This is a genomic window from Streptomyces sp. NH27 (genome assembly GCF_056859195.1).
In genome coordinates this window covers 1-20215 of sequence record NZ_JACEGK010000019.1, presented here as the reverse complement: position 1 = coordinate 20215, position 20215 = coordinate 1, and the positions used below count along the sequence as shown (strand labels likewise).

12 protein-coding genes are annotated in these 20215 nt (G+C 70.4%); 5 read left to right on the top strand and 7 right to left on the bottom strand.

The window, feature by feature from the left end; genetic code table 11:
• Positions 1 to 396 precede the first annotated feature (396 nt).
• The 3 genes from AC13HU_RS03465 to AC13HU_RS03455 form a co-directional block, all read right to left on the bottom strand.
• Positions 397 to 1416 carry a DMT family transporter gene (locus tag AC13HU_RS03465; RefSeq protein WP_483040215.1) on the bottom strand — a complete coding sequence of 340 codons (1020 nt, stop codon included), beginning with the start codon at positions 1414 to 1416 and terminating at the stop codon, positions 397 to 399.
• 319 nt (positions 1417 to 1735) lie between these two features.
• A complete protein-coding gene (locus AC13HU_RS03460) occupies positions 1736 to 4570 on the bottom strand; it encodes a galactosylceramidase (protein ID WP_483040214.1) in 2835 nt (944 codons plus the stop codon).
• 322 nt (positions 4571 to 4892) lie between these two features.
• Entirely contained in the window at positions 4893 to 6053 is a 1161-nt protein-coding gene (locus AC13HU_RS03455; protein ID WP_483040213.1) for an ROK family protein, read from the bottom strand.
• A gap of 136 nt (positions 6054 to 6189) precedes the next feature.
• Between AC13HU_RS03455 and AC13HU_RS03450 the strand changes: the two genes are divergently transcribed.
• The 5 genes from AC13HU_RS03450 to AC13HU_RS03430 all read left to right on the top strand — a co-directional run bounded on the left by AC13HU_RS03450 (position 6190) and on the right by AC13HU_RS03430 (position 13201).
• The gene (locus tag AC13HU_RS03450; protein WP_483040212.1) at positions 6190 to 7488 is read left to right on the top strand and encodes an ABC transporter substrate-binding protein; all 1299 of its coding nucleotides are present in this window, start codon (positions 6190 to 6192) and stop codon (positions 7486 to 7488) included.
• 47 nt (positions 7489 to 7535) lie between these two features.
• The gene (locus AC13HU_RS03445; protein WP_483040211.1) at positions 7536 to 8486 is read left to right on the top strand and encodes a carbohydrate ABC transporter permease; all 951 of its coding nucleotides are present in this window, start codon (positions 7536 to 7538) and stop codon (positions 8484 to 8486) included.
• On the top strand, positions 8483 to 9313 hold the full coding sequence (locus AC13HU_RS03440) for a carbohydrate ABC transporter permease (RefSeq protein ID WP_483040210.1): 831 nt from the start codon (positions 8483 to 8485) through the stop codon (positions 9311 to 9313). The genes AC13HU_RS03445 and AC13HU_RS03440 overlap by 4 nt, the downstream gene beginning before the upstream one ends.
• 71 nt (positions 9314 to 9384) lie before the next feature.
• Entirely contained in the window at positions 9385 to 10695 is a 1311-nt protein-coding gene (locus tag AC13HU_RS03435) for a Gfo/Idh/MocA family protein (RefSeq protein WP_483040209.1), read from the top strand.
• A 103-nt stretch (positions 10696 to 10798) separates the two neighbouring features.
• Positions 10799 to 13201, top strand: a complete 2403-nt coding sequence (locus AC13HU_RS03430; RefSeq protein WP_483040208.1) for an Ig domain-containing protein — start codon at positions 10799 to 10801, stop codon at positions 13199 to 13201.
• 86 nt (positions 13202 to 13287) lie between these two features.
• On the opposite strand, the gene AC13HU_RS03425 is transcribed toward AC13HU_RS03430, so the two are convergent.
• The 4 genes from AC13HU_RS03425 to AC13HU_RS03410 all read right to left on the bottom strand — a co-directional run bounded on the left by AC13HU_RS03425 (position 13288) and on the right by AC13HU_RS03410 (position 20199).
• On the bottom strand, positions 13288 to 14433 hold the full coding sequence (locus tag AC13HU_RS03425) for a PP2C family protein-serine/threonine phosphatase (RefSeq protein ID WP_483040207.1): 1146 nt from the start codon (positions 14431 to 14433) through the stop codon (positions 13288 to 13290).
• A gap of 212 nt (positions 14434 to 14645) precedes the next feature.
• On the bottom strand, positions 14646 to 18035 hold the full coding sequence (locus tag AC13HU_RS03420) for a S8 family serine peptidase (RefSeq protein WP_483040206.1): 3390 nt from the start codon (positions 18033 to 18035) through the stop codon (positions 14646 to 14648).
• A 295-nt stretch (positions 18036 to 18330) separates the two neighbouring features.
• On the bottom strand, positions 18331 to 19362 hold the full coding sequence (locus AC13HU_RS03415) for a TrmB family transcriptional regulator (RefSeq protein WP_483040205.1): 1032 nt from the start codon (positions 19360 to 19362) through the stop codon (positions 18331 to 18333).
• Positions 19363 to 19563: 201 nt separating this feature from the next.
• Positions 19564 to 20199: a response regulator gene (locus AC13HU_RS03410; RefSeq protein ID WP_483040222.1), complete on the bottom strand. Its 636-nt coding sequence runs from the start codon at positions 20197 to 20199 to the stop codon at positions 19564 to 19566.
• Between the last annotated feature and the right edge of the window lie 16 nt (positions 20200 to 20215).

The following is a 20215-nucleotide window of genomic DNA, read 5'->3' as shown; positions in this document are numbered from 1 at the left end:
CACCGACGCGTGACAAGCCCGAATCCCGCCCCTCGCCGGGAGAGCATGACGACGCCGCTGGAGCCTTGTTCCGGAACATTTTCCCACTTTCTCCGCGGGGGTCCGCCACGAGCATGGGCCGCCCGCTACCGCCACCCGCCATACCGACGCTATGGCCACGGGCGGCATCAACACCTCCGGGATGCCCCGGACATCGGACCCTGACGAACCCCTGACCAAGGAAGGCGCCGCCGTGCGGTGTTGACGGCCGCAGCCTGTCCACTCGGGCGAGGGCCGGGAGCCGGGACCGGCGGACCCGGCTGGTGGCATATCGCGATCAGAGTTCGTCGACGCGGAACGGGCGGGCGGGCGGCGCGTGTTCGCGAGCAGGACGGACCGGCGGGCGCGACCGCGCGGCTACCGGGTCCCTTCTCGGTCGGCCGCCGACCGGGGAACTTGGCCGCCTGGCCTGGGCAGAGTGAGGAAGACGCCGAGGCAGCACGTGAGGAGAAGAGCGGTGGCGAGCGGGCTGGGGGGTGTCGCCTTGCCCAGACCCCACATGCAGAACCGGACGCTGAAGGGGACCGCCAGCGAGACGCTGGTGGTGAACAACGCGCCCCGGCGCAGCAGGAGTTCGTGCTGGACCACGTAGGCCGGTACGTACACCCCGCAGCCGAGCAGCATGATCTGCCCCCACTGGGCGGGGGTGAGATCACCGAAGGAGTTCCGTGCCAGCGCGGGGAGCAGCAGCATCAGCGACCCGGCCGCGAACACGGCCGGCAGGGCGACCACCGAGGAGGCGTCGGGCGCGAGCCTGCCGTAGAAGTGTGCGTAGAGCGCCATCACCACCACCGCGCTCACGGCGGCCAGCACCCCGAGCAGCGCGCGAGTCGGTGTGACGCCGCCCCTGGTGCCGAAGCCGGCGCCCCGGTCGAGAAGGCCGTAGGCGACCGCCGCGGCCGCGGCGACGCAGGTTCCCACCAGTGCGGTTGCGCCGGGGCGTTCGCGGAACAGCCACCTGCCGAGCATGAACGTCACGCAGGGCAGGAGAGCGAGGACGACGTTGGTGGTCGCGGCGCCGATCAACCCGATGGCCCAGACGGAGGCCATCGAATAGCCGAAGACCCCCAGGGCTCCCAGGACGGCGACGGCACGTGGACGGCGTCGTGCCACGTCGAGCGCGGGGCGTCTGGTGGTCCTGGTGGCGGCGGCGACCAGGGACAACCCGGCGCAGCTGGTGGTCGCGCGGCCGGCCGCGACGGCGAACGGATCGGCGTGGGCGACCAGGTCTCCCGACAGCAGCCACGTCAGCGACAGCAGCGCGACCAGCGCTCCCGCCATGAGCAGGCTGGGTCCCCAGGCGAGTTCGCGCGCGACGTTGCCGGTTCCCTGCGCGGTGGTGTCGGCCCGCGGCCTCGTCGAGGGGCTACCGCCCATGACCGGTCCGCCCGCCGGCGCCGAGCCGTACCGCCGCCAGGACGGCGGTACGGCTCGGCGCCGGCCTGCGCCCGATCACGCCGGACCGCGGATCGATCACGTCCGCGCTCTCCTCTCGTCGTCCTGGGCCCGTGGCCCGATGTCTCCCGCGGACGGGTGGGCCCGGTCCGGATGCCGCTGCCCGCCCGCGAGTTCGAGCCGTTCCGCAGTCCCCTCCGGAACGCGCGCAGGGCGCCCCGGAGGGGGATTCGAACCTGGATCGATGTGCCGGCGGTCGGCGCGGCACATGGTCACCCGGGCGGATGCGGCGGGGCGGTGTTCAGCCGTTCCGTGGCACGAGCACGTGGACCGGGGCGGTGGGCGCCGACTGCACGCCGGTGGCCGGGTCGGTGCCGATCGCGGTGAGTACTGCCTGTCCGGAGCGGACGTGTACGTCGCAGCGCCAGTTCCCGTTCCGATCGGCGGGGAGGTCCACGCAGGTCTGCGTGCCCGACACCGAGACGGTGATCAGCTCGCCCGGGGCGGCGGTGCCCTTGATGTGGAGTTGTCCGCTGTGGACCGTGGACTGGTCCGCAGGTGTGGTGAGCACCGGCGTGGGCGCCTGCTTGCCGGGCACGGTGACCAGGGCCCCGGCCACGGAGGCCCAGGTGCCGCCGGATGCGGGGTTCTTCGTACCGGTGGCGGTCACCACCATCGTGTGCTGCTTGGTGGGATCGAGACCGGTGCGGGTGAACACCGACGTCAGGCCGCCGCTGTTGTTGTAGAGGTCGACGGCGGTGGGGGAGGCCCCGTCCACCGACACGTCGACGATGCCGTTGCTGCCGTTCGTCATGGACTGAAAGGTGACGCCGTCGCCCTGGAAGGCCAGGGTCGCCTTGTCACCGACGGTGTCGTCCCAGGTGTTTCCGCCGCCGGACTGCCACGAGCCGCTGTACTGCCACTGGTTCACCGCACTGCCGGTGGTGGAATAGCTGACGTTCGTCACTGTTTCCGGGGTGTGGGTGCCGGCCGGCAGCGCCACCGGGACCGCGAGGTCGGTCAGCGTGCTGACCTTCAGGTTGTCGTACTGCTCGCCGGCCAGGTAACCGCTGGCGACGAGACCGATCTTCCCGGCGGACAAGGAGGCGTCGGTGACCGAGCCGACCGTGGTGCCGTCGACGGAGGCGTAGATCTGCGATCCGTCGAACGTGAGCGCCAGGTTGTGCCAGGTCTTCAGCCCGGCTGCCGAGGGCAGGGTTCCGCCGGTCAGCGACGCCGCGGGCTTCCCGGAGCCGTCCGCGCGGTTGATGGACCAGGCGCCGGTGTCGCTGAGGGTGAGCGAGTAGTAGTGCACGTACGACGGGTCCTCCTCCGTGCCGCCGAGGTTGCTCTGGCGGCCCAGGATCCCGACCGAGCCCGGCTGGGCGTTGCGCACGTCGGCGGACACCTGGTAGTTGCTCCAGGATTTTCCGCCACCCACCGTGTACGGGTAGGGGGTCTGGATGTTCGACTGCCACTCGAGCGGCTTGGTCGGGGTGTCCATCTGGACGCACTTGCCGGTACGGCCCGCACACGGCTCGACGGTGAACGCGCCCTCCATGGTGGCCAGGTAGCGGGCCTGCTGGCCCTGGGTCCCCGTGTTGAACGAGTCGGAGTACGGCAGCGGGAGCGGCTTGCTCGCCGGCACCGCGGTGCTTCCCTTGTGCTGACCGGTCGTGGTGGTGAACGAGTAGAGGTGGTCTGGCTGCAGGGTCATCGTCACCGTGCCGTGCGCGTCGGGCACGAGCGTCCGGTCCTGCGCGAACCACTGCGAACGGTCGCCGGAGACCAGGTCGGTGCTCCAGACGTGCACGGGCCGGGTGGACAGGCCGCCGCTGACGGTGAGTTCGACCGTCTGCGGACCGGAGGCCCGGGTCGTCTCGACGACGGAACTCCAGTCCTTGCCGTTCGGGGACTTCAACGTCACGTAGCTGCCGACCTGGTCGGAGGTCTGGCCCGCCAGGTAGCCGCTGGCGCCGTCCAGGTACTGCCAGCCCGGCTGCGCGAACTGCGTGGTGTGCGCGGTCACCCAGGTCGACAGGCCGACGTCGTAGGAGCCCGACCACGGCTCGTTGGCCATGACCAGTCCCTGGTCGGCGAAGCCGACGTCCGTGTAGGCCGAGGCGACGGTAGGCCAGTTGATGCTCGCGGTCATCCGGCCGTCGACGTAGTCGATGTTGTTGGCGCGGGCCATCGGCAGACCGCCGGCGTTGTAGCTCATGGAGCCCTGTTCAGCGGCCCACAGTGGCGTGTTCAGCGCCTGGGCGGCAGGCGAGGAGGGGCAGGACGTCTCCACGTTGGGGTAGTCCGAGATCGGCGTGGGGCCGTTCCACCCGCAGGGGTAGTGCTCGCCGACGACCGAGACCGCCTTGGCGAAGTCCGGGTCCTGCGCCATGGCGCTGCTGACGTCCGAGAACGAGCTCACCTGATCCGCGGCCACCAACTTGACCCCGGCGAAGCCGTGCTGGTCCAGGGCGGCCCGAAGGTCCTTCCACCAGGCGGCGTTCCAGCCGCCCTTCTCGTTCCAGCCGCCCATGTAGGCGAGGTTGAGACCGCGCTGCTTGGCGCAGCCCAGCCAGTCGGTGATGTACTGGATGCCGTTCTGCGAGTACATGCTGGAGCCGACCCAGCCCGGCGCAGCCCAGGTCAGCCCGTAGAGCTTGATGTGCGGGTTGCGCTTCACCGCCTGCTGGGCGAGCCAGAACTCGTAGCCCGCCTGGCAGTTGATCACGCCACGGGTCTCTTCGATGGTCTGCTCGGCGCCGGAGGTGGTGTTCCCGTCCCCGCTGGTCTCGATCTTGAGGATCTGCAGGTTGGCGCCGTAACCAGGCTTGAAGAGGTAGTCCAGGATCGCGTCGCGCTGTGCGGCCGGGTAGTCGGTCAGCAGCCGGGTGTTGCCGCCGCCGCCGCTGATCGCGCCGATCCCGTCGAACGTCCGGCCGGTGTCCTGGCCGTTGACCGCGATCGACGTGTCCGGGAGCGCGGTCGACGTGTCCGGTGGCGCGGCTGCCGCCGCGCCGGCTCGGGCCGGGGCCAGCAGGACCGCGGCGGCGGCCATGATCAGGGCCAGGACGGCGGCGACGGCCGAGAAGCGGTCACCGCCACCCGTCAGCCGGCTGCCTCTGTGCGTATACATGACTTGTCTCCTAGAGGGACGGGACGACGTCCTCATCGATGGATGACTACTGGTCAGGTGGGTTGATGTGTGAGACCGATCGGTAAACGCACTCGAAGCAACTAAACCAATCAGATTCGCTCAGACGGCCCGAGGCTAGGCAGCCGGTCGCACGGCGTCAAGGCTTCGCACAAGTAACGTGACGCGCCGGCTTGATTGAAACAACGTCACATCGATCAACTTCAGTCACCTGTGGGCGCGTCCGGAGCATCCGGTGGACCGGCGCCGCCGGCGGAGGCCGCGGCGCCGGGCGGCGGATCTGCGCGCGGTCCCGCGCCGGCCGTCAGGGGGCGGCGGGCGCCGACCCGAACAGCCGCGACTCCATCTGCTGAAGTCCGTGGCGTACGGCGCCGAGCGCCACGGATTCGTCGCCGAGGCTCGAGGCCCTCACTTCCGGTGGGAACAGGCACAGGTCCGACAGGTGCCGGCGGACCGGCTCGATGATGTCGTCGCCGGCCCGGGAGACGCCGCCGCCGACGACGACCAGCGTCGGGTCGAGGGTCATCGACATGACGGCGACTCCGGTGGCCAGGTCACGGGCGAAGCGGTCGACGAGTTCCCGGGCCTGGGGGTTGCCCTCGTGCAGGTCGGTGAAGACCCGCAGCGTCGCCTCGCCGATCGTGCTGCCGGGGGAGTAGGCCAGCAGCCGGCGATAGCTGTTCGCCCAGTCCAGGAGGTCCAGGGTGCCGATCTCCCCGGCCGCGCCCCGGTGGCCGCGGTAGGGCCTGCCGTCGATGAGGACGGCCGCGCCGAGGCGTTGGCCCGCGTGGATGTACACGAGGTCCGGGACGCCGGCGGCGACGCCCCGCCACTGTTCGGCCAGTGCGGCCATGCGCATGTCGTTCTCGGCGCGGATCGGCCCGTCGATCCTGCTGGGCCCGAGGGTCCGGGCGAGTTCGTCCGCGAGGCTCACCCCGGTCAACTCCGGCAGCGCGTTGGACAGGACGACCCGTCCCTCGGCGTCGATGATCCCGGGTGAGGCCATCACGGCTGCCACCAGAGGGCCGTGATCGGCCACGGGTTCGGACGCCAGGCATGCGGTGACCGCGTTGCCCATCGCCGCCAGCCGTTCCCTGGCGGACAGGTCGGGATCGACGCCGGTGCGCCGGACCGCGGTCACGGCCCCGCGCAGGTCCGCGACCATCACGAGGATCTTGTGGGCGCCGACGTCCACGCCCAGCACCCGGCCCGCGCCGGCGTTGAACTCGTACCGTTTGGCCGGCCGTCCCGGCTGGCGCGCGGCAGCGGGGTCCGGCGCCGCGCCCTCGGCGGCCCAGCCCTGGGACAGCAGTTCGGCCACGCCTTCCTCGCAGGTCGGCCGGGACAGGCCGGTGGACCGGGCGAGTTCGGTGACGGTCTGGGCTCCGTGCTCGTACATCCTGCTCAGCATCGCCGCCAGGTTCCGCCTGCGCAGCGCCGACGGGTCCCCGCCCGTGATTCGCATCTGACCCCTGCCTCGATTCATACCTTGGTCTTCCTGGAGGCGACCCCTTGACAAGGGGGCGCACCAAGCCAGTATCTTCTCGACTCAATTGTTAAACAAGTCTTGTTATCTATTCCCACGACGGAGGGCGAGTTCCGTGAGACGCAAGCTGATGCCCCTGGCCGCCTCGGGGCTGGCGGCAGCGCTGATCCTGTCGGGATGCGCGGCCGGCGGCGCCAAGTCGTCGGGCGGCGGCAAGAAGGGGAATGTCACGCTGACGTTCCTGACGTTCGAGACCCCGAACCTGACCGCCAAGTACTGGGACGACGCGATCGCCCGCGCCTCGGCAAAGGTGCCCGGCGTCACCATCAAGAAGCTCGTCGCCCCGTCGGTGGACCGGGCCGGCTACGCCCAGCAGCTCGCCGCCTCCGGCCAACTGCCGGACATCATGATCGCGGTGCCGCCGACCGGGTTCGCGCAGGCCCATCAGCTCGCGCCCTGGAGCGACAAGCAGCTCGCGGACTTCGTGTCCCCGCACTCCGATCCCATCGGCGGCAAGATCTACCAGCTCCCCTACAACACCCAGCCGACGCCGTTCGTCTACTACAACAAGTCCGACTTCGCCGCCGCCGGGATCGACGGCCCCCCGAAGACCTACCAGAACCTGCTGGACGACTGCGCGAAGTTGAAGGCCAAGGGGACCAACCCGTTCGTGGTGGGCGGCGGCGGCAAGGACACCTGGGCCGACATGTACCCGCTGATCGGCACGGTGGCCACCGACACCTACCGGCAGACGCCGAACTGGCTGGCACAGAAGGCGAAGGGCTCGGCCAAGTTCACCGATCCGGCGTTCGCCAAGGCCGCGCAGAAGGTCTCGGACCTGGCGAAGAAGGGCTACATCGATCGTGCGGGCCTGTCCCGCTCCTACGCCGACGACGAGCAGGCGTTCCGCGACAACAAGGGCGCGATGTACCCGATGGGTTCGTGGTTCGCCGCCTCCGCGGACGCCAAGAAGCCCGGCTTCGACGTCGGCGTGTTCGCGTGGCCCTCCGATGACGGCTCGCTGGTCGTCCCGGCCTACACAGGCGGCGGCATGACCGTGTCCTCCAAGGCACCCGACGTCGCGCTCGCGCAGAAATGGGCGCTGGCGTTCATGCTCGACAAGACCTCGCTGGACGCCTCGGTGAAGACCGACGGCTCGATCATCGCGTTGAAGGACTACACCCCGCCCGCAGGCATGGGCCCGGTCTACACCGCCACGCTCGACCTGTACCAGCAGGCGGTGAAGCAGCACGCGATCGTCAACGCCTTCTCGATCGAGACCGGGGACGGCTCGATGCCGCCCGGCGTCGCGGACAAGGCCGCCGCCGGAGTCGCCGACCTGATCAGCGGCAAGAAGTCGGCACACGACTTCGCGGCCTTCCTCGACGCCGAATGGGCCAAGGCCGAGGAGTAATCCGGGTCCGCAACGCAGCCCACACCAGGAACGAGGAGAACACAGGCATGACCGCCGCACTCGCGCCGCCAGGCGCGCACACCCGAGGCGCCCCGGACGCCGGTCCCACGCAGCGGCGTTCCGCCCGGTGGTCCAGGGCGTGGCACTTCCTGACCTTCGGCGCCCCCGGACTTGCCGTCTACCTCGCCTTCGTCCTGGTGCCGATCGCCATGACGGTCGGCACCAGCCTGACCAACCGCAACCCGGCCAATCCGCCGACCCGATGGGTCGGTCTGCGGAACTACACCCGGCTGTTCTCCGACACCGACTTCACCGGCGCGCTGAAGAACACCGTCGTCGTCACCGTCATCATCACGGTCGCCGCCAACGTCCTCGGCCTGCTGATCGCCCAACTGCTCGACCGGCGGGGCTGGTTGTACAACGCGCTGCGGTCGGTGTTCTTCACCCCCGTCGTGCTGTCCTCGGTGGTGGTCTCGGTGATCTGGCAGGCGATCCTCACCGACGACGGCCTGCTGAACTCGACGTTGAAGAAGCTCGGCGTGCACCACCCGCCGGGTTGGCTGTCCGACCCCGACCTCGCGCTGTACTCGGTCGCGTTCATCATCACCTGGCAGATGCTCGGGTTCTGCGTCGTCGTCTACCTGGCCGGGCTGGCCGGTGTCCCGGCCGAACTGCACGAGGCCGCCTCCATCGACGGCGCCGGCACCTGGGCGCGCTTCCGGAACGTCACCTGGCCGATGCTGGCGCCCGCGTTGACGATCAACACGGTCATGCTGCTGATCACCGGGTTCAAGGCGTACGACCAGATCCAGGTCATCACCAACGGCGGCCCGGGCAACGGCACCACGTCCACCGTCGCCTTCGAGGTCGTGCAGACCACGTTCACCGGCAACCACATCGGGTACGGCGCGGCCATGGCCACCGTGATGCTCGGCATCATCGCCGTGATCTCGGTCCTCGCGCTCCGCGTACTCCAGCGGCGGGAGGTCACGCTGTGACCTCCCAGCGGTCCTCCTGGTTCCGGCCGGTCGCGGCGTTGTTCGTCACGGCGGTGTTCTTCCTCCCGCTCTACCTGGTCCTGGTCAACGTGTTCAAGCAGGGCTCGGACATCACCGCGCATCCGGTGAGCCTGCCGATCCCGCCGACGCTGTCCTCCCTCGACAAGGTGGTGTCCCGTCCCGACCACCTGTTCTGGTACGGCCTCGTCAACAGCGTCGAGGTCACCGCCATCTCCGTCACCGCCCTGACCATCGTCTCCGCCATGCTCGGCCACTACCTGGCCCGCGCCAAGGGCAGTTGGGCCAAAGCGGTGCTGGCGACCCTGCTGTGCGGACTGATGATCCCGCCCGCGGTGATCCTCCAGCCGGTGACCGAAGTGCTGCGCTGGCTCGGGCTCATGACCACGATCCCGGGCCTGGTGCTGGTCAACGTCGGCTACTACGTCCCGTTCGGCGTGTTCGTCTTCGTGGGCTTCTGCAAGAACATCCCGATCGAACTGGAGGAGGCCGCCGCCCTGGACGGCGCCGGGCACTTCCGGGTCTTCTGGAAGATCGTGTTCCCGCTGCTGCGCCCGGCCTCGGCGTCCGTCCTGATCTTCCTCGGCGTCTGGATCTGGAACGACTTCCTCAACCCCCTCATCATCCTGGGCCCGGCGAACGGCACCACCGTCACCGTGGGCATCTACCGCGCGATCGGGGAGCACCAGTCGGACTTCGGCGCGGTCTTCGCCCTGATGTTCCTCGCCACCGTCCCGATCCTCGTCTTCTACCTGGCGTTCCAGCGCCACTTCGTCAAGGGCCTGACCGGCGGGGCGACCAAGGGATGACGCCACCTGCCCCGGTCTCGGCCTCGTATCGACCGGATTGCCCAACGGGAGTAGTTGTGAACCCTGCCGCCGTGTCCGCCAGCGACGTAGATGCTGCCGCGCCGTTCCTCACCGGAGACCTGGACACGCCGCTCGGCCGTCCGCTGTCGCTCGTGGTGCTCGGTGCGGGGGCCCGTGGTTCGGCCTACGCCGACCTGGCCGCCAAGCGTCCCGAGCGGGCCCGCGTGGTGGCCGTCGCCGAACCCCGCAGCGGGGTCCGGACGGCCTTCGCCGCCAGGCACGACATCACCGACGACCACTGCTTCACCGACTGGCGCGAGCTGCTGGAGCGGCCTCGACTGGCCGACGTCGCGATCGTCGCGGTCCAGGACGCCGACCACGTCGAGGCGGCCGTCGGACTGGCGGACCTGGGCTATCAGTTGCTCCTGGAGAAGCCGATGGCCACGACGGAGGAGGACTGCGACGCCATCGCCGAGGCCGCGCGGCGCAACGGCACCACGCTGGCCCTGACCCACGTCATGCGCTACACGCCGTACTCCGTGGCGCTGAAGACGCTGCTGCGGGAAGGCGCGATCGGTGACATCGTCTCCGTGCAGCACCTGGAACCGATCGGCTACTACCACTTCGCCCACTCCTTCGTCCGCGGCAACTGGCGCCGCGCGGACCAGTCGTCGCTGCTGCTGGCCAAGGCGTGCCATGACATCGACTGGCTGTGCGACGTCGTCGGCCGACCGGCCCGGCGGGTGTCGTCGTTCGGATCGCTGACCCACTTCCGTCCCGAGTCCGCCCCCGCGGGCGCCACGGATCGCTGTGTCACCTGCCCGGTGGAGTCCTCGTGTGCCTTCTCGGCCGCCCGGCTCTACCGGGAAGGGCTGCACAAGGGAGGCACCAAGCAGTACTTCACCCGGATCACGACCGCCGGGGAGCTGACCGAGCAGGCCGTCACCGAGGCGCTGACCGAAGGGCCGTACGGCCGCTGCGTCTACCACTGCGACAACGACGTTCCGGACCACCAGGTGGTGAACCTGGAGTTCGACAACGCCGTGACCGCGTCCTTCGTCCTGACCGCGTTCACCCCGATGGAGAACCGGCGCACGAAGATCTTCGGCACCCGCGGGCAACTCACCGGGGACGGCCGCCACATCGAGGTGTACGACTTCCGCACCGAGCGCACCACCGTCGTGGACACCTCGCTCGACGGCTCCTCCGCGGCCGAGGGCCATGCCGGCGGCGACGAGGCGATGTTCAACGCCTACCTCGACGCACTGCAGGACGGCCGACCCGAACTGATCGTCTCCGGGATCGACGCCAGCCTGGCCAGCCACCGCGTGGTGTTCGCCGCCGAGCGGGCCCGGCACGCCGGGACGGTCGTCGAACTCTGACCCGCGGCGGCCCCTGACATACCAGCCACCGCCCACCGCACCACCGCCCACCGCACCACCACCGTGAAGAACGCATCCTCGTCCGAGGAAGGACGCATCACGTATGGACCCGAGACGAAAACTCACCACACGCCTGACCACCGCGATCGCGGTCGCCGGCCTGTTGACCGCCCTACCGGCAGCGGCCGGACTGCAGACCGTGTCCGCGACGGCCGGATCGAACCACTCCGGCGGCATCCAGGTGGACGCCGGCTACCTGCGGGTGGGAATGGACTCCACCGGTACGGTCACCAGCCTGGTCGACTCCCGCGACGGCCGGAACTACCTGGTGGCGGGGCATGGCACGGCCCCACTGGTCAGCCTGGTGATCGGTGGACAGCAGGTGAAGCCGACCTCACTGCGGCGGTCCGGCGGCACGCTGGTGTTCGAGAACTCCACGGCCGGCACCGAGGTCGATGTGGCGGTGAACGACCGGACGTCGTACTCCACGCTCACCGTCACGAAGGTCAAGGCGCCGCACGGCGCCGATGTACAGACCCTGCTGTGGGGCCCGTTGGCGACCACGCTCACCGGCTCGCTCGGCGAGTCGGCCGGCCTCGCGAGCAACAGCGGGTTCACGGCCGGGATGAAGGTGCTCAACGACCGCACCGAGGGCGGCTGGCCGCGCGAGGACACCGGCATGGGCTGGGAGAACGAGGTGTCGGACAACCCGTCCGACCTTCAGGTGGCACCGCTGGAGCAGTGGAGCGTCGGCGGTCGGACCCCTTGGGGGAACCTGCTGCGCGCCTTCACCTTCGACTACACCAAGCAGCGCCTGCGATTGAGCGATTCCGGCTACCGGATACCGGTGGGGCCGTTGCCGAAGGGCGGCGGGATCGTCGGGTCACAGATCGCGCTGTACGGCACCACCCCGGATCTCGCGCCGACCGTGCTGTCGACGATCGCCAAGGGCCAGAACCTTCCGTACCCGACGATCGACGGGCAGTGGCAGAAGTCGGCGCAGGCGACCTCCAAGTCCATCCTGGTCCTGTCCGACCTCAACACCGGCAACGTGGGGGCGGCCGACCAGTTCGCCAAGGCCGCGGGGATCGACACGGTCTACTCGCTGCCGGGAGCCGACGGCCCCTGGCAGTCGGCCGGGCACTACCAGTTCAACTCCAGCTTCGGCAGCAGCGACGCCGGCGCGACCGGTCTGGTGAACACCTCCACGTCCGACGGCATCGCCGTCGGGGCGCACACCCTGTCGAACTTCATCGACACCAATGACCCCTACGTCAGGCCCGTGCCCAGCCCGGATCTCCAGCTCGGGCAGAGCGCCAAGCTGACCCGGCCGCTGGCCGCCGCCGACACCTCGCTGTACATGGCGAGTTGCGCGCCGCTGGCCGACGGTCTGCTGGGCAAGGCACTGCTGATCGACGACGAGTTCCTCGACTACACGGGGTTCAGCACGGTCGGCGGCGAGTGCCAGGTGACCGGGCTGACCCGGGCGCAGTGGTCGTCGGCGGAAGCCGACCACGCCGCCGGCGCCACCGCCTCCCGGGTGCCGCACAACGAGTACGACGGCGCCCTGGGCGACCTGAAGCTCATCGACGCCACCGCCACCCGGTTCGCCGACATCTGGAACACCACCGGGATCAGCGCGACCTCGTTCGACGGGCTGGAGTCCGCCTCGGACGCCGGCTGGGGCCAGTACGGCATGGCCAGGATGGTCAACGGGGCCTTCGCGCAGCTGAAGGCCAAGGACGGCTTCATCTCCGAGACCAGCCGGGAGGGTTCGAACGTCTGGGACGCCCTGTCCCGGGCCAGTTGGGGCGAAGTCGGCTCCACCAGCATGAACCAGGTGTTCATCAACAACGCCTACTACCAGGCCAACTACCTGCCCGGGATGCTCGGCTGGATCTCGCTGCCGGGCAGCGCCGATCTGCACACGGTCGAGGACACCCTCGCGCGGGGCGCGGGCCTGAACGCCGGCGCCGGATTCGAGACCTCCGTGTCCAGCCTGACCAACGGCGGGCAGAACACGACGACCCTGCTCGACACCGTCAAGCAGTGGGAGACGGCCCGCAACCTCGGGGCCTTCACCGACGCGCAGCGCGCCCAGTTCCGGGACCAGTCCACGCACTGGCACCTGAGCGTCATCACGCCCGGCCGGTCCTGGTCGCTCCAGCAACTCGACGCCGCCGGCAACGACATCGGCGACCCGCAGACGGTCACCGTCCCCACGCCGGGCTTCCCGGACACCAGCCTGCCGGGCACGACGCCCGGGAAGCTGTACGAGGCCCGGCCGGCCGCGAACGTGCCCTCGATCATCCGGTACGCCGTCACCGCGGGCGCCCTGCCCGCCGGCCTGCACCTGAACGCCGACACCGGCGGCATCACCGGCGTCCCGGTCACCGGTCACGCGGCCACATTCACCATCACCGGCACCGGCGCACCCGGCACCCCGGACGCACGGCAGACGTTCACGATCCGCGCGGCAAGCACCCACCCACCGCAGGGACACTGATCCGTCGGCACGCTGATCCGCCGGCCCGCACCGCCCGTCGTGGTGGTGCGGGCCGGCATCGTGTTCCGCTGTTGCTACGACGCCTGCTACGACGCCTGCTGCGGGGAGCGGCGGACGGCGAGGATCGCCAGGTCGTCCTGCTGCGCCCCCGCGGTGAAGTCACGTACGTCATCGACGATCGAACCGGTGAGCCGGTCGGCGGTGATGTCGCTATGGCCGCCAAGGCGTGCTTCCAGCGGATAGAAGACGCCCCCGGGTGAACGGGCCTCGGTCAGACCGTCGGTGCACAGCAGCACCGTGGCCCCGGCAGGGAACGCGAACCACGCGACGGTGCGCGGCTCGTCGACCAGGTTCGCCAGGCCGAGCGGCACATGCTCCTTGCCCACGTCGACGGCAGTGACGTTGCCGTCGTACAGCAGGTAGGGCGGGATGTGACCGCAGGCGACGACCTGGGTCTCGGTGCCCGCGTCCACCGCCAGGACGAGTGCGGTGACGAAGCGTTCCGGCTCACCGCGCTGTCCGGCGTAGTCGTTGTGGCGGACGACCGCCGCCTCGAGAGCGTCGATGAGCGTGGTCATCGTCGGCTCGCGGTGGGCGGCTTCGCGGAAGGCGCCCACCACTTCGATGGCCATGCCGATGGCGGCCAGCCCCTTCCCCTGGACGTCGCCGATCAGCACCCGGGTCCCCCAAGGGGTGGCCACCACGTCGTAGACGTCGCCCCCGACGAGCTTGTCCTGCTGCAACGGCTCGTACACGCCGTCCACGAGAACGTCGTCGGTGAGCAGCGGCAGCGGCCGCAGGATCTGCCGCTGCATCGCCGCCGCGGTCGACCGCAGCCGTACCAGCGCTTCCTCGCGCGTGATCCGCATCCGGGCGCCGTAGACGGCCAACACGCCGAAGCCGACGGCGAACAGGGACAGGGTCACCCGGTCCAGGACCTGCCCCCCGGGCCGGACCACCAGGGGCACGATGACGATGGCGCTGACCCAGGTGGAGACCAGCGCCGTCTGGCGCGGGCTGCACAGCGCGGCGGCGAAGGCGGGCAGGTACACCAGCAGCCCGAGCAGGAGCACCGCGGCTCCGGTCAGCAGGACAAGGGCGAGCGCCACCACGGTCGTTGCCACCGTCGCCCACACGACACTGCGGGTGGAAGGCGTACGGATGGTGGTGCTCTCGTCGCCGTCCGTCACGTCCTGCGCCGGGGACAGTGCCGCTCGCAGCGGACGGAACATGCGAGCATCCTCCAGCGGCAACGGTGTCGAGGCCGGTGCGGGTTCCGCAGGCGGCAACAGACGGGCGGCCTCGATCATTCACCCTTGCCGAGGACCCGGCGGGAGGCTGGCCGCGGCCGTGCCGAAGTGCGCCCGTACGGGTGGCGGCACAGATGCCTGCGCGGCCGGACGGTCACCCGGATGCGGGAGACCGCCCGGCCGGGCTGCTTGGGCTACCGGATGTCGTAGGCGCGGGTGATGGTCTGGGTGACCGCGTTGTGGTGGGAGTCGGTGAGCGAGACCTTCAGCGTGACCTGCTTGCCGGCGGCGCCGGTGTGGTCCAGGACGGCGGTCCACTCGCCGTGCTGCTGCCGGGTCGGCGCCTGGGTCCAGGTGGTGCCGTCGTCGTAGGAGTAGGACAGCGAGGCCGCGGTGATCGTGCCCGGGGTGTACCCGGCGTGGCCCTCGGCCGACAGGCCGACCTTGATGCCGGCCTGCGCGGGCAGCGTGTTCATACCGTCCACCGGCAGGTCGTACGCCGGGAACAGGATCGGCAGACCGCGGGAGTAGACGTCCGGCTCCAGGTGGGAGCGGAAGCTCCAGGTGGTGGTGACCGCGGTGGAGCGCTGCCAGTTCGGGTCCGAGGTCGGGATCTTGGACAGGTACTGGGTGAGCTCGTACGCGGAGTCCTCGGCCGGCACCGTGAACACGTCGTACGGATACTCGCTGGTGGCGATCTGCTCGCCGTTGCGCTTCAGCACCAGGCTGCCGAGGTCGCCGAACGACGCGCCGGCGGACCAGTGGTCACCGGAGGCGTCGAGCCACAGCGCGCTCTGGAAGCCGATCAGGTCGCCCTGCCGTTCGGCGGCCAGCACCGGCTTGCCGTCCGTGTCGCGCGGCGCGGCCGGCCGCAGGAGACCGTGATACCACTCCTCGGTACGGCGCTCGCCGGCCCGGTAGGTGCGGTTCTGGTCGCCCATGTACGCGGCGAACGGGAAGCTGGTCATCGCGCCGTGCTGCCAGACGTCGTCGCCGGTCGTGTAGTAGGCGGTCCGCGTGCCGGGTGCGTGGACCGGGTCGAGCAGGCTCACCGTGATGCTGGTGTCGCCGCTCCCGGCGGGAATGAGGAACAGCCCGTCCAGGTAGTCGGCCTCCTTGCCCAGGGCGTACCACTTCTCGGTGACCTGGGCCAGCTTGGCGTCCTGCGGCCGGTAGACCTGGTCGGACCGCAGCGGGCCCTGGGTCGGGAACGAGAGGTTGTAGACGTACGACGAGCCGTTCTGCGAACCGGTCGCGCGCCAGGTGGGCCGGAACTCGAAGGTGCCCTTCTGGGCGCGCCCGTCGACGGAGGCGTAGAACTGCTGCACGGCGCTGCCGGCCATCAGCGATCCGCTCAACTGCCAGGTGTCGTCCCAGGTACGGGAGTAGCTGAAGGTGGTGTGGCTCACCGTCGAGGGGCGGTCGGTGCGCACGCTCAACCGGTGCGCCTTGCGAGCGTCCAGGACGATGGTCGTGTCCTTGGTGACGCGTACCTGCGGGCGCGCGAGGTAGCCGATGGATTCGGCGGTGTTGCTCGCGTCGTAGGTGGCCACGAAGCCGGAGAGGGCGTAGTCGCCCGGGCGCACGCTGTACGTCTGGTCGCTCGCGCCGTTGTTGCTGCGGCGCTCGCCCTTGTCGGTGTCGAGGCTGATCAGGTCCAGGGAGGAAGCGCCGGTCGCGGGCGCGCCGTTGCGGTCGATGACCTTGACCCGCAGGGTGACCGTTTCCGGCTGCACGTAGAGTGTGACCGGCACGGAGACGTGCGCGGCGCCGCCGGTGGCCATGATCCGGCCGGTGACGGCTCCGTACTGGGCGGCCGTCAGACGGGCGGTGGGATCGATCCGCACCGGCACCTGGACGGTGGCCCCCGCGGGAACGCTCACCTTGTCCTGTGCCAGTTTGATGACGGCGGAGTCGACAGCACTGCCGTCGTTGCCGTGCACACCGCTGACCTTGAGGCTCAGCGAGACGGCGGCCGTGCCGGTGTTGGTGAAGGGTACCTGCACGGTGGTGCGGTCCGAGGCGTCCTGCGGCCAGTTGTAGCTGCCGCCCTGCACGGCCGGCGCGGAGAGCACCTTCTGGTGCACCGCCGCGAACACGTCGAGGACGCCGCCTCCGGTCTGGTCGGCGCCCGCGACCTTGCCGCCGGTACGGGCGGAGGAGACCAGGGCGGCCTTGATCTGCTGCGCGGTCCAGTCCGGGTGGGCCTGGCGGACGATGGCCGCCGCGCCCGCGACGTGCGGGGTCGCCATGGAGGTGCCCGACATCGTCTGGTAGGCGTAGACGCCGCGCCCGCCCGCGTTGGCCGCCAGGATGTCGACGCCCGGGGCGGCGATCTCGGGCTTGAGGGTGTGGGTGACGGCCACCGGACCGCGGCTGGAGAACCAGGCGGTGGTGTCGTCATGGTCGACAGCGCCGACGGTCAGCACGCCGGGCGCGCACCCGGGCGAGGAGACGGTCTCGGTGCCCGAGCCGGAGTTGCCGGCGGCGACGACGAACAGCGTGTGCGTGTTCTGCGAGAGCTCCTGCGCGGCCTGGGCCAGCGGGTCGGTGCAGTCGCCGATCTCGGGGTTGCCCAGGCTCATGGAGACGACATCGGCCTGCTGGTCGACGGCCCACTGCATGCCCGCGATGATCCAGGACGTCTCACCGGAGCCGCTGTCGTCGAGGACCTTGCCGATGAGCAGGGAGGTCCCGGGGGCGACGCCCTTCTCGCGGCCGTCGCTGGCGGCTCCGGACCCGCCGACCGTGGAGGCGGTGTGGGTGCCGTGCCCCTGACGGTCGTCGGTGCTGTCGGAGTCCGTGAAGTTCTTCGACTCGGCGATCCGGTTCACCAGGTCCGGATGCTCGGCGTCCACGCCCGTGTCCAGCACGGCGACCTTGGTGCCCTTGCCGTCGTATCCCTCGGCCCAGGCTTCCGGCGCGTGCACCTGCTGGGTGGACTGCTCCAGCGTGGCCTTGACCTTGCTGTCCAGCCACAGCTTCTTCATCGTGGAGCCGGAACGCGAGCGGGTGTTGGTGATGTCCTGCCAGAAAGTGGCGGCGGTGGCCTTGTCGGCATCGAGCGCGACGCCGTCCACAGCCGGGAGGCTCAGGCCCCGCTCGGCGCCACGAGGGGCCGCCGGCGCACTGGCGGCGACGTTCACACCGTTCTGGTAGGTGGCGATGAGCGGCAGCGTGTCGGTGTGGGCGTCGTCGTACCCCTGGCGGATGAGCCCGCTGACGTTGAACAACTGCTGGTCGACCTTGCCCTCGGCGAGCGCCTGGGAGGCGTCGTCCGGGTAGACATAGAGGTCCTTGCCCAGTTGGAAGGTCTCCACCATCGGCTGGGTGCCGTCCTCGCGGGGCAGCACGGCTGCCGAGCTGTGGCCCGACGGGTCCGTGGTCACCAGTACCTTGTCGCCGGTGACGAGGGTGACCGTGGCCTGCTTGCCGCTCGTCGCCGTGGCCCCGCTGCCGGTGAGGGGACGGTGCCCCGAGGCACCGTCAGGCGGCGTGTCCGCCGCCCCGGACGGCGCGACGGCGGTGACGGTCAGGACGGCGGCGGTCGCCGCGCCCAGGGCCATCCGCGCTATTGGATGCATGAGTCTCCCTACTCGAAGCCGTGAACATGCCATGCTGCGGCTGCATCCTGGCAGGGATACGGATCGCTGAGGGGCGCCGTGTGTGACGGGTTTCCCGCGTGACGGTATTCCGACACGCGGTCGTATTCGTCGGTCCGTCGGACCGGAGGGTTCGGATCGCGGCCCGTGATCGAGGCGCTGGTCGGACGATGCGCCGGCGGTGGCGGGGCCGCAGCCGGGATCGCGGGCGAGGGTCCCGGCCGACCCGGTTCGGCAGGCGGTCTGCGAGCCTTCGGCCCACGCACCGGCGACGAGGTCAGAGCCAGCCGGCGCGTGCGGCGTGCCATCCGAGTTGGAGGCGTGACCCTCCTCCGGCGAGGTCCGTCAGCCGGCGCACCCGCCGCTCCACGGTGCGGATGGAGAGGCCGAGTTGGGACGCCGCCCGCCGGTCGGAGATCCCGGCCAGCAGCAGGGCGAGGACCTCCAGTTCCTCCGCGGTCGGCTGCTGGTCGGCTGCCGACTCCTCGCGCACCCCCGTGCTCGTGTACAGCGGCCGGGCCTGGGCCCATTCCTTCTCGAAGAGGTGCACCAGGGCGGTCAGCAGGCCGCTGGGGTGAACGACGACCGCGCTCGGAACACCTCCGGCGTCCGTCATGTCCAGTGGCACCATGGCGCGTTCCCGGTCCGAGACGACCATCTTCAGCGGCAGCGAGTCGACCAGGCGAAACTGGACACCCGCCATGACGGCCTCGCGCACGTCCCGCACGACGTCGTCACCGTCGAGATAGTCCTTGGCGGCCACCACCCGGAAGTCGACTCCCCGGTCCAGGGCGGAACTCTCCGACGAGTCGGTGTCCTCCCGCGGCACCGCGATGCTCTCGCCGACGAGGAAGACGAGCAGTTCCCGCTGGGCGCCGCACTGCAGTTGGTGGAACCGGTGGGCGACCTGTTCCACGCCGACGACCACCTCCACGACACCGCCCGCGGTGTGTGCGGCGGTATGGCGGTACTGCTCGGTCAGCTTCGCATACGCGGTCTCGGCCAGGTTCAGGGCGTTGCGCTGCTCGACAAGGAGGGGGGCCAGGGCCACCGACGGTGGTGTGAGCCGGTAGCGGGCGAGCAGGCGGCCGGCCTCGGCTTCGGGCTCTGGTTCGGCCGGGCCGGGTGCCCCGGTCCCAGTGGTGGCGGCCACCAGGCCGCGCGCCACGAGGTCGAGCAGTATCCTGTCGTTCTCGGCCTGTTCGAGCCCGGTCTGCCGGGCGAGGTCCTGCGCGGAGGCGGCCGGGCGGGCCAACAGCGCCATGTAGACCGCCTCTTCGGGCGCTCCCAGTCCCAGCGCCTCCAGCATCAGGTCCCTCCCGGAGCGGCCACCGTGTCCGGCTCGGGCACAACTCGCCTGCACCGAGTGGATCTTCTCAACCGAACCCTATCCCTCGGTCCCGGATGTCGCCGCTCCGCCCGTTCGCCGTCCGGCACCTCGGCCGGCGCGCCGACCACTGACGCCACGTCAACAACCCTGCGGATCCATGCACCTTGCCGCCGGGAGGCGCTAGCGGCGGATGAGGCCGAGCGCGGTGGCGGCGGCGACGGCAGCGGTGCGGGAGTCGACGCCGAGCTTGGCGTAGACGCGGGCCAGGTGGGACTTGACGGTTCCCTCGGTCAGGTGGAGGCGGTTGCCGATGGCCTGGTTGGACAGGCCGTCGGCAACCGCCGCGAGGACCTCCGTCTCGCGCCGGGTCAAGGTGGTGCCAGGGGTACGCAGCCGGTTCATCAACCGGTCCGCGACGGTGGGTGCCAGCGTGGTGCGGCCGGCTGCCGCCGTGTGTACGGCGGCGGCCAGATCCTCGGGCGGGGTGTCCTTGAGGAGGTAGCCGGTGGCGCCGGCCTCGATGGCAGGCAGGGTGTCGGCGTCGGTGTCGTAGGTGGTGACGATCAGCACACGGGGGGCACCGGGTCGGGCGGTGATGGCGGCGGTGGCCTCGGCGCCGTTCATCCCCTTCCCGAACTGGAGGTCCATGAGGACGACGTCGATGTCGCCCTGGCCGGCGCGGGCGACGGCGTCCTCGGCGGTGGCGGCCTCGGCCACCACGGCGATGCCGTCCTCGGTCTCCAGCACGGCGCGGAGCCCTGCCCGTACCACGGGGTGGTCGTCGGCCAGGAGCACGCGGACGGGGGTGTCGTTCACGGGCGGGCCTCTGTCT

Excerpts from the sequence above, each read along its gene's own strand:
- AC13HU_RS03445 (WP_483040211.1), top strand. The coding sequence starts at position 7,536 with ATGACCGCCGCACTCGCGCCGCCAGGCGCGCACACCCGAGGCGCCCCG.
- AC13HU_RS03465 (WP_483040215.1), bottom strand. The coding sequence starts at position 1,416 with ATGGGCGGTAGCCCCTCGACGAGGCCGCGGGCCGACACCACCGCGCAG.
- AC13HU_RS03420 (WP_483040206.1), bottom strand. The coding sequence starts at position 18,035 with ATGCATCCAATAGCGCGGATGGCCCTGGGCGCGGCGACCGCCGCCGTC.
- AC13HU_RS03430 (WP_483040208.1), top strand. The coding sequence starts at position 10,799 with ATGGACCCGAGACGAAAACTCACCACACGCCTGACCACCGCGATCGCG.
- AC13HU_RS03455 (WP_483040213.1), bottom strand. The coding sequence starts at position 6,053 with ATGCGAATCACGGGCGGGGACCCGTCGGCGCTGCGCAGGCGGAACCTG.
- AC13HU_RS03460 (WP_483040214.1), bottom strand. The coding sequence starts at position 4,570 with ATGTATACGCACAGAGGCAGCCGGCTGACGGGTGGCGGTGACCGCTTC.
- AC13HU_RS03425 (WP_483040207.1), bottom strand. The coding sequence starts at position 14,433 with ATGTTCCGTCCGCTGCGAGCGGCACTGTCCCCGGCGCAGGACGTGACG.
- AC13HU_RS03415 (WP_483040205.1), bottom strand. The coding sequence starts at position 19,362 with ATGCTGGAGGCGCTGGGACTGGGAGCGCCCGAAGAGGCGGTCTACATG.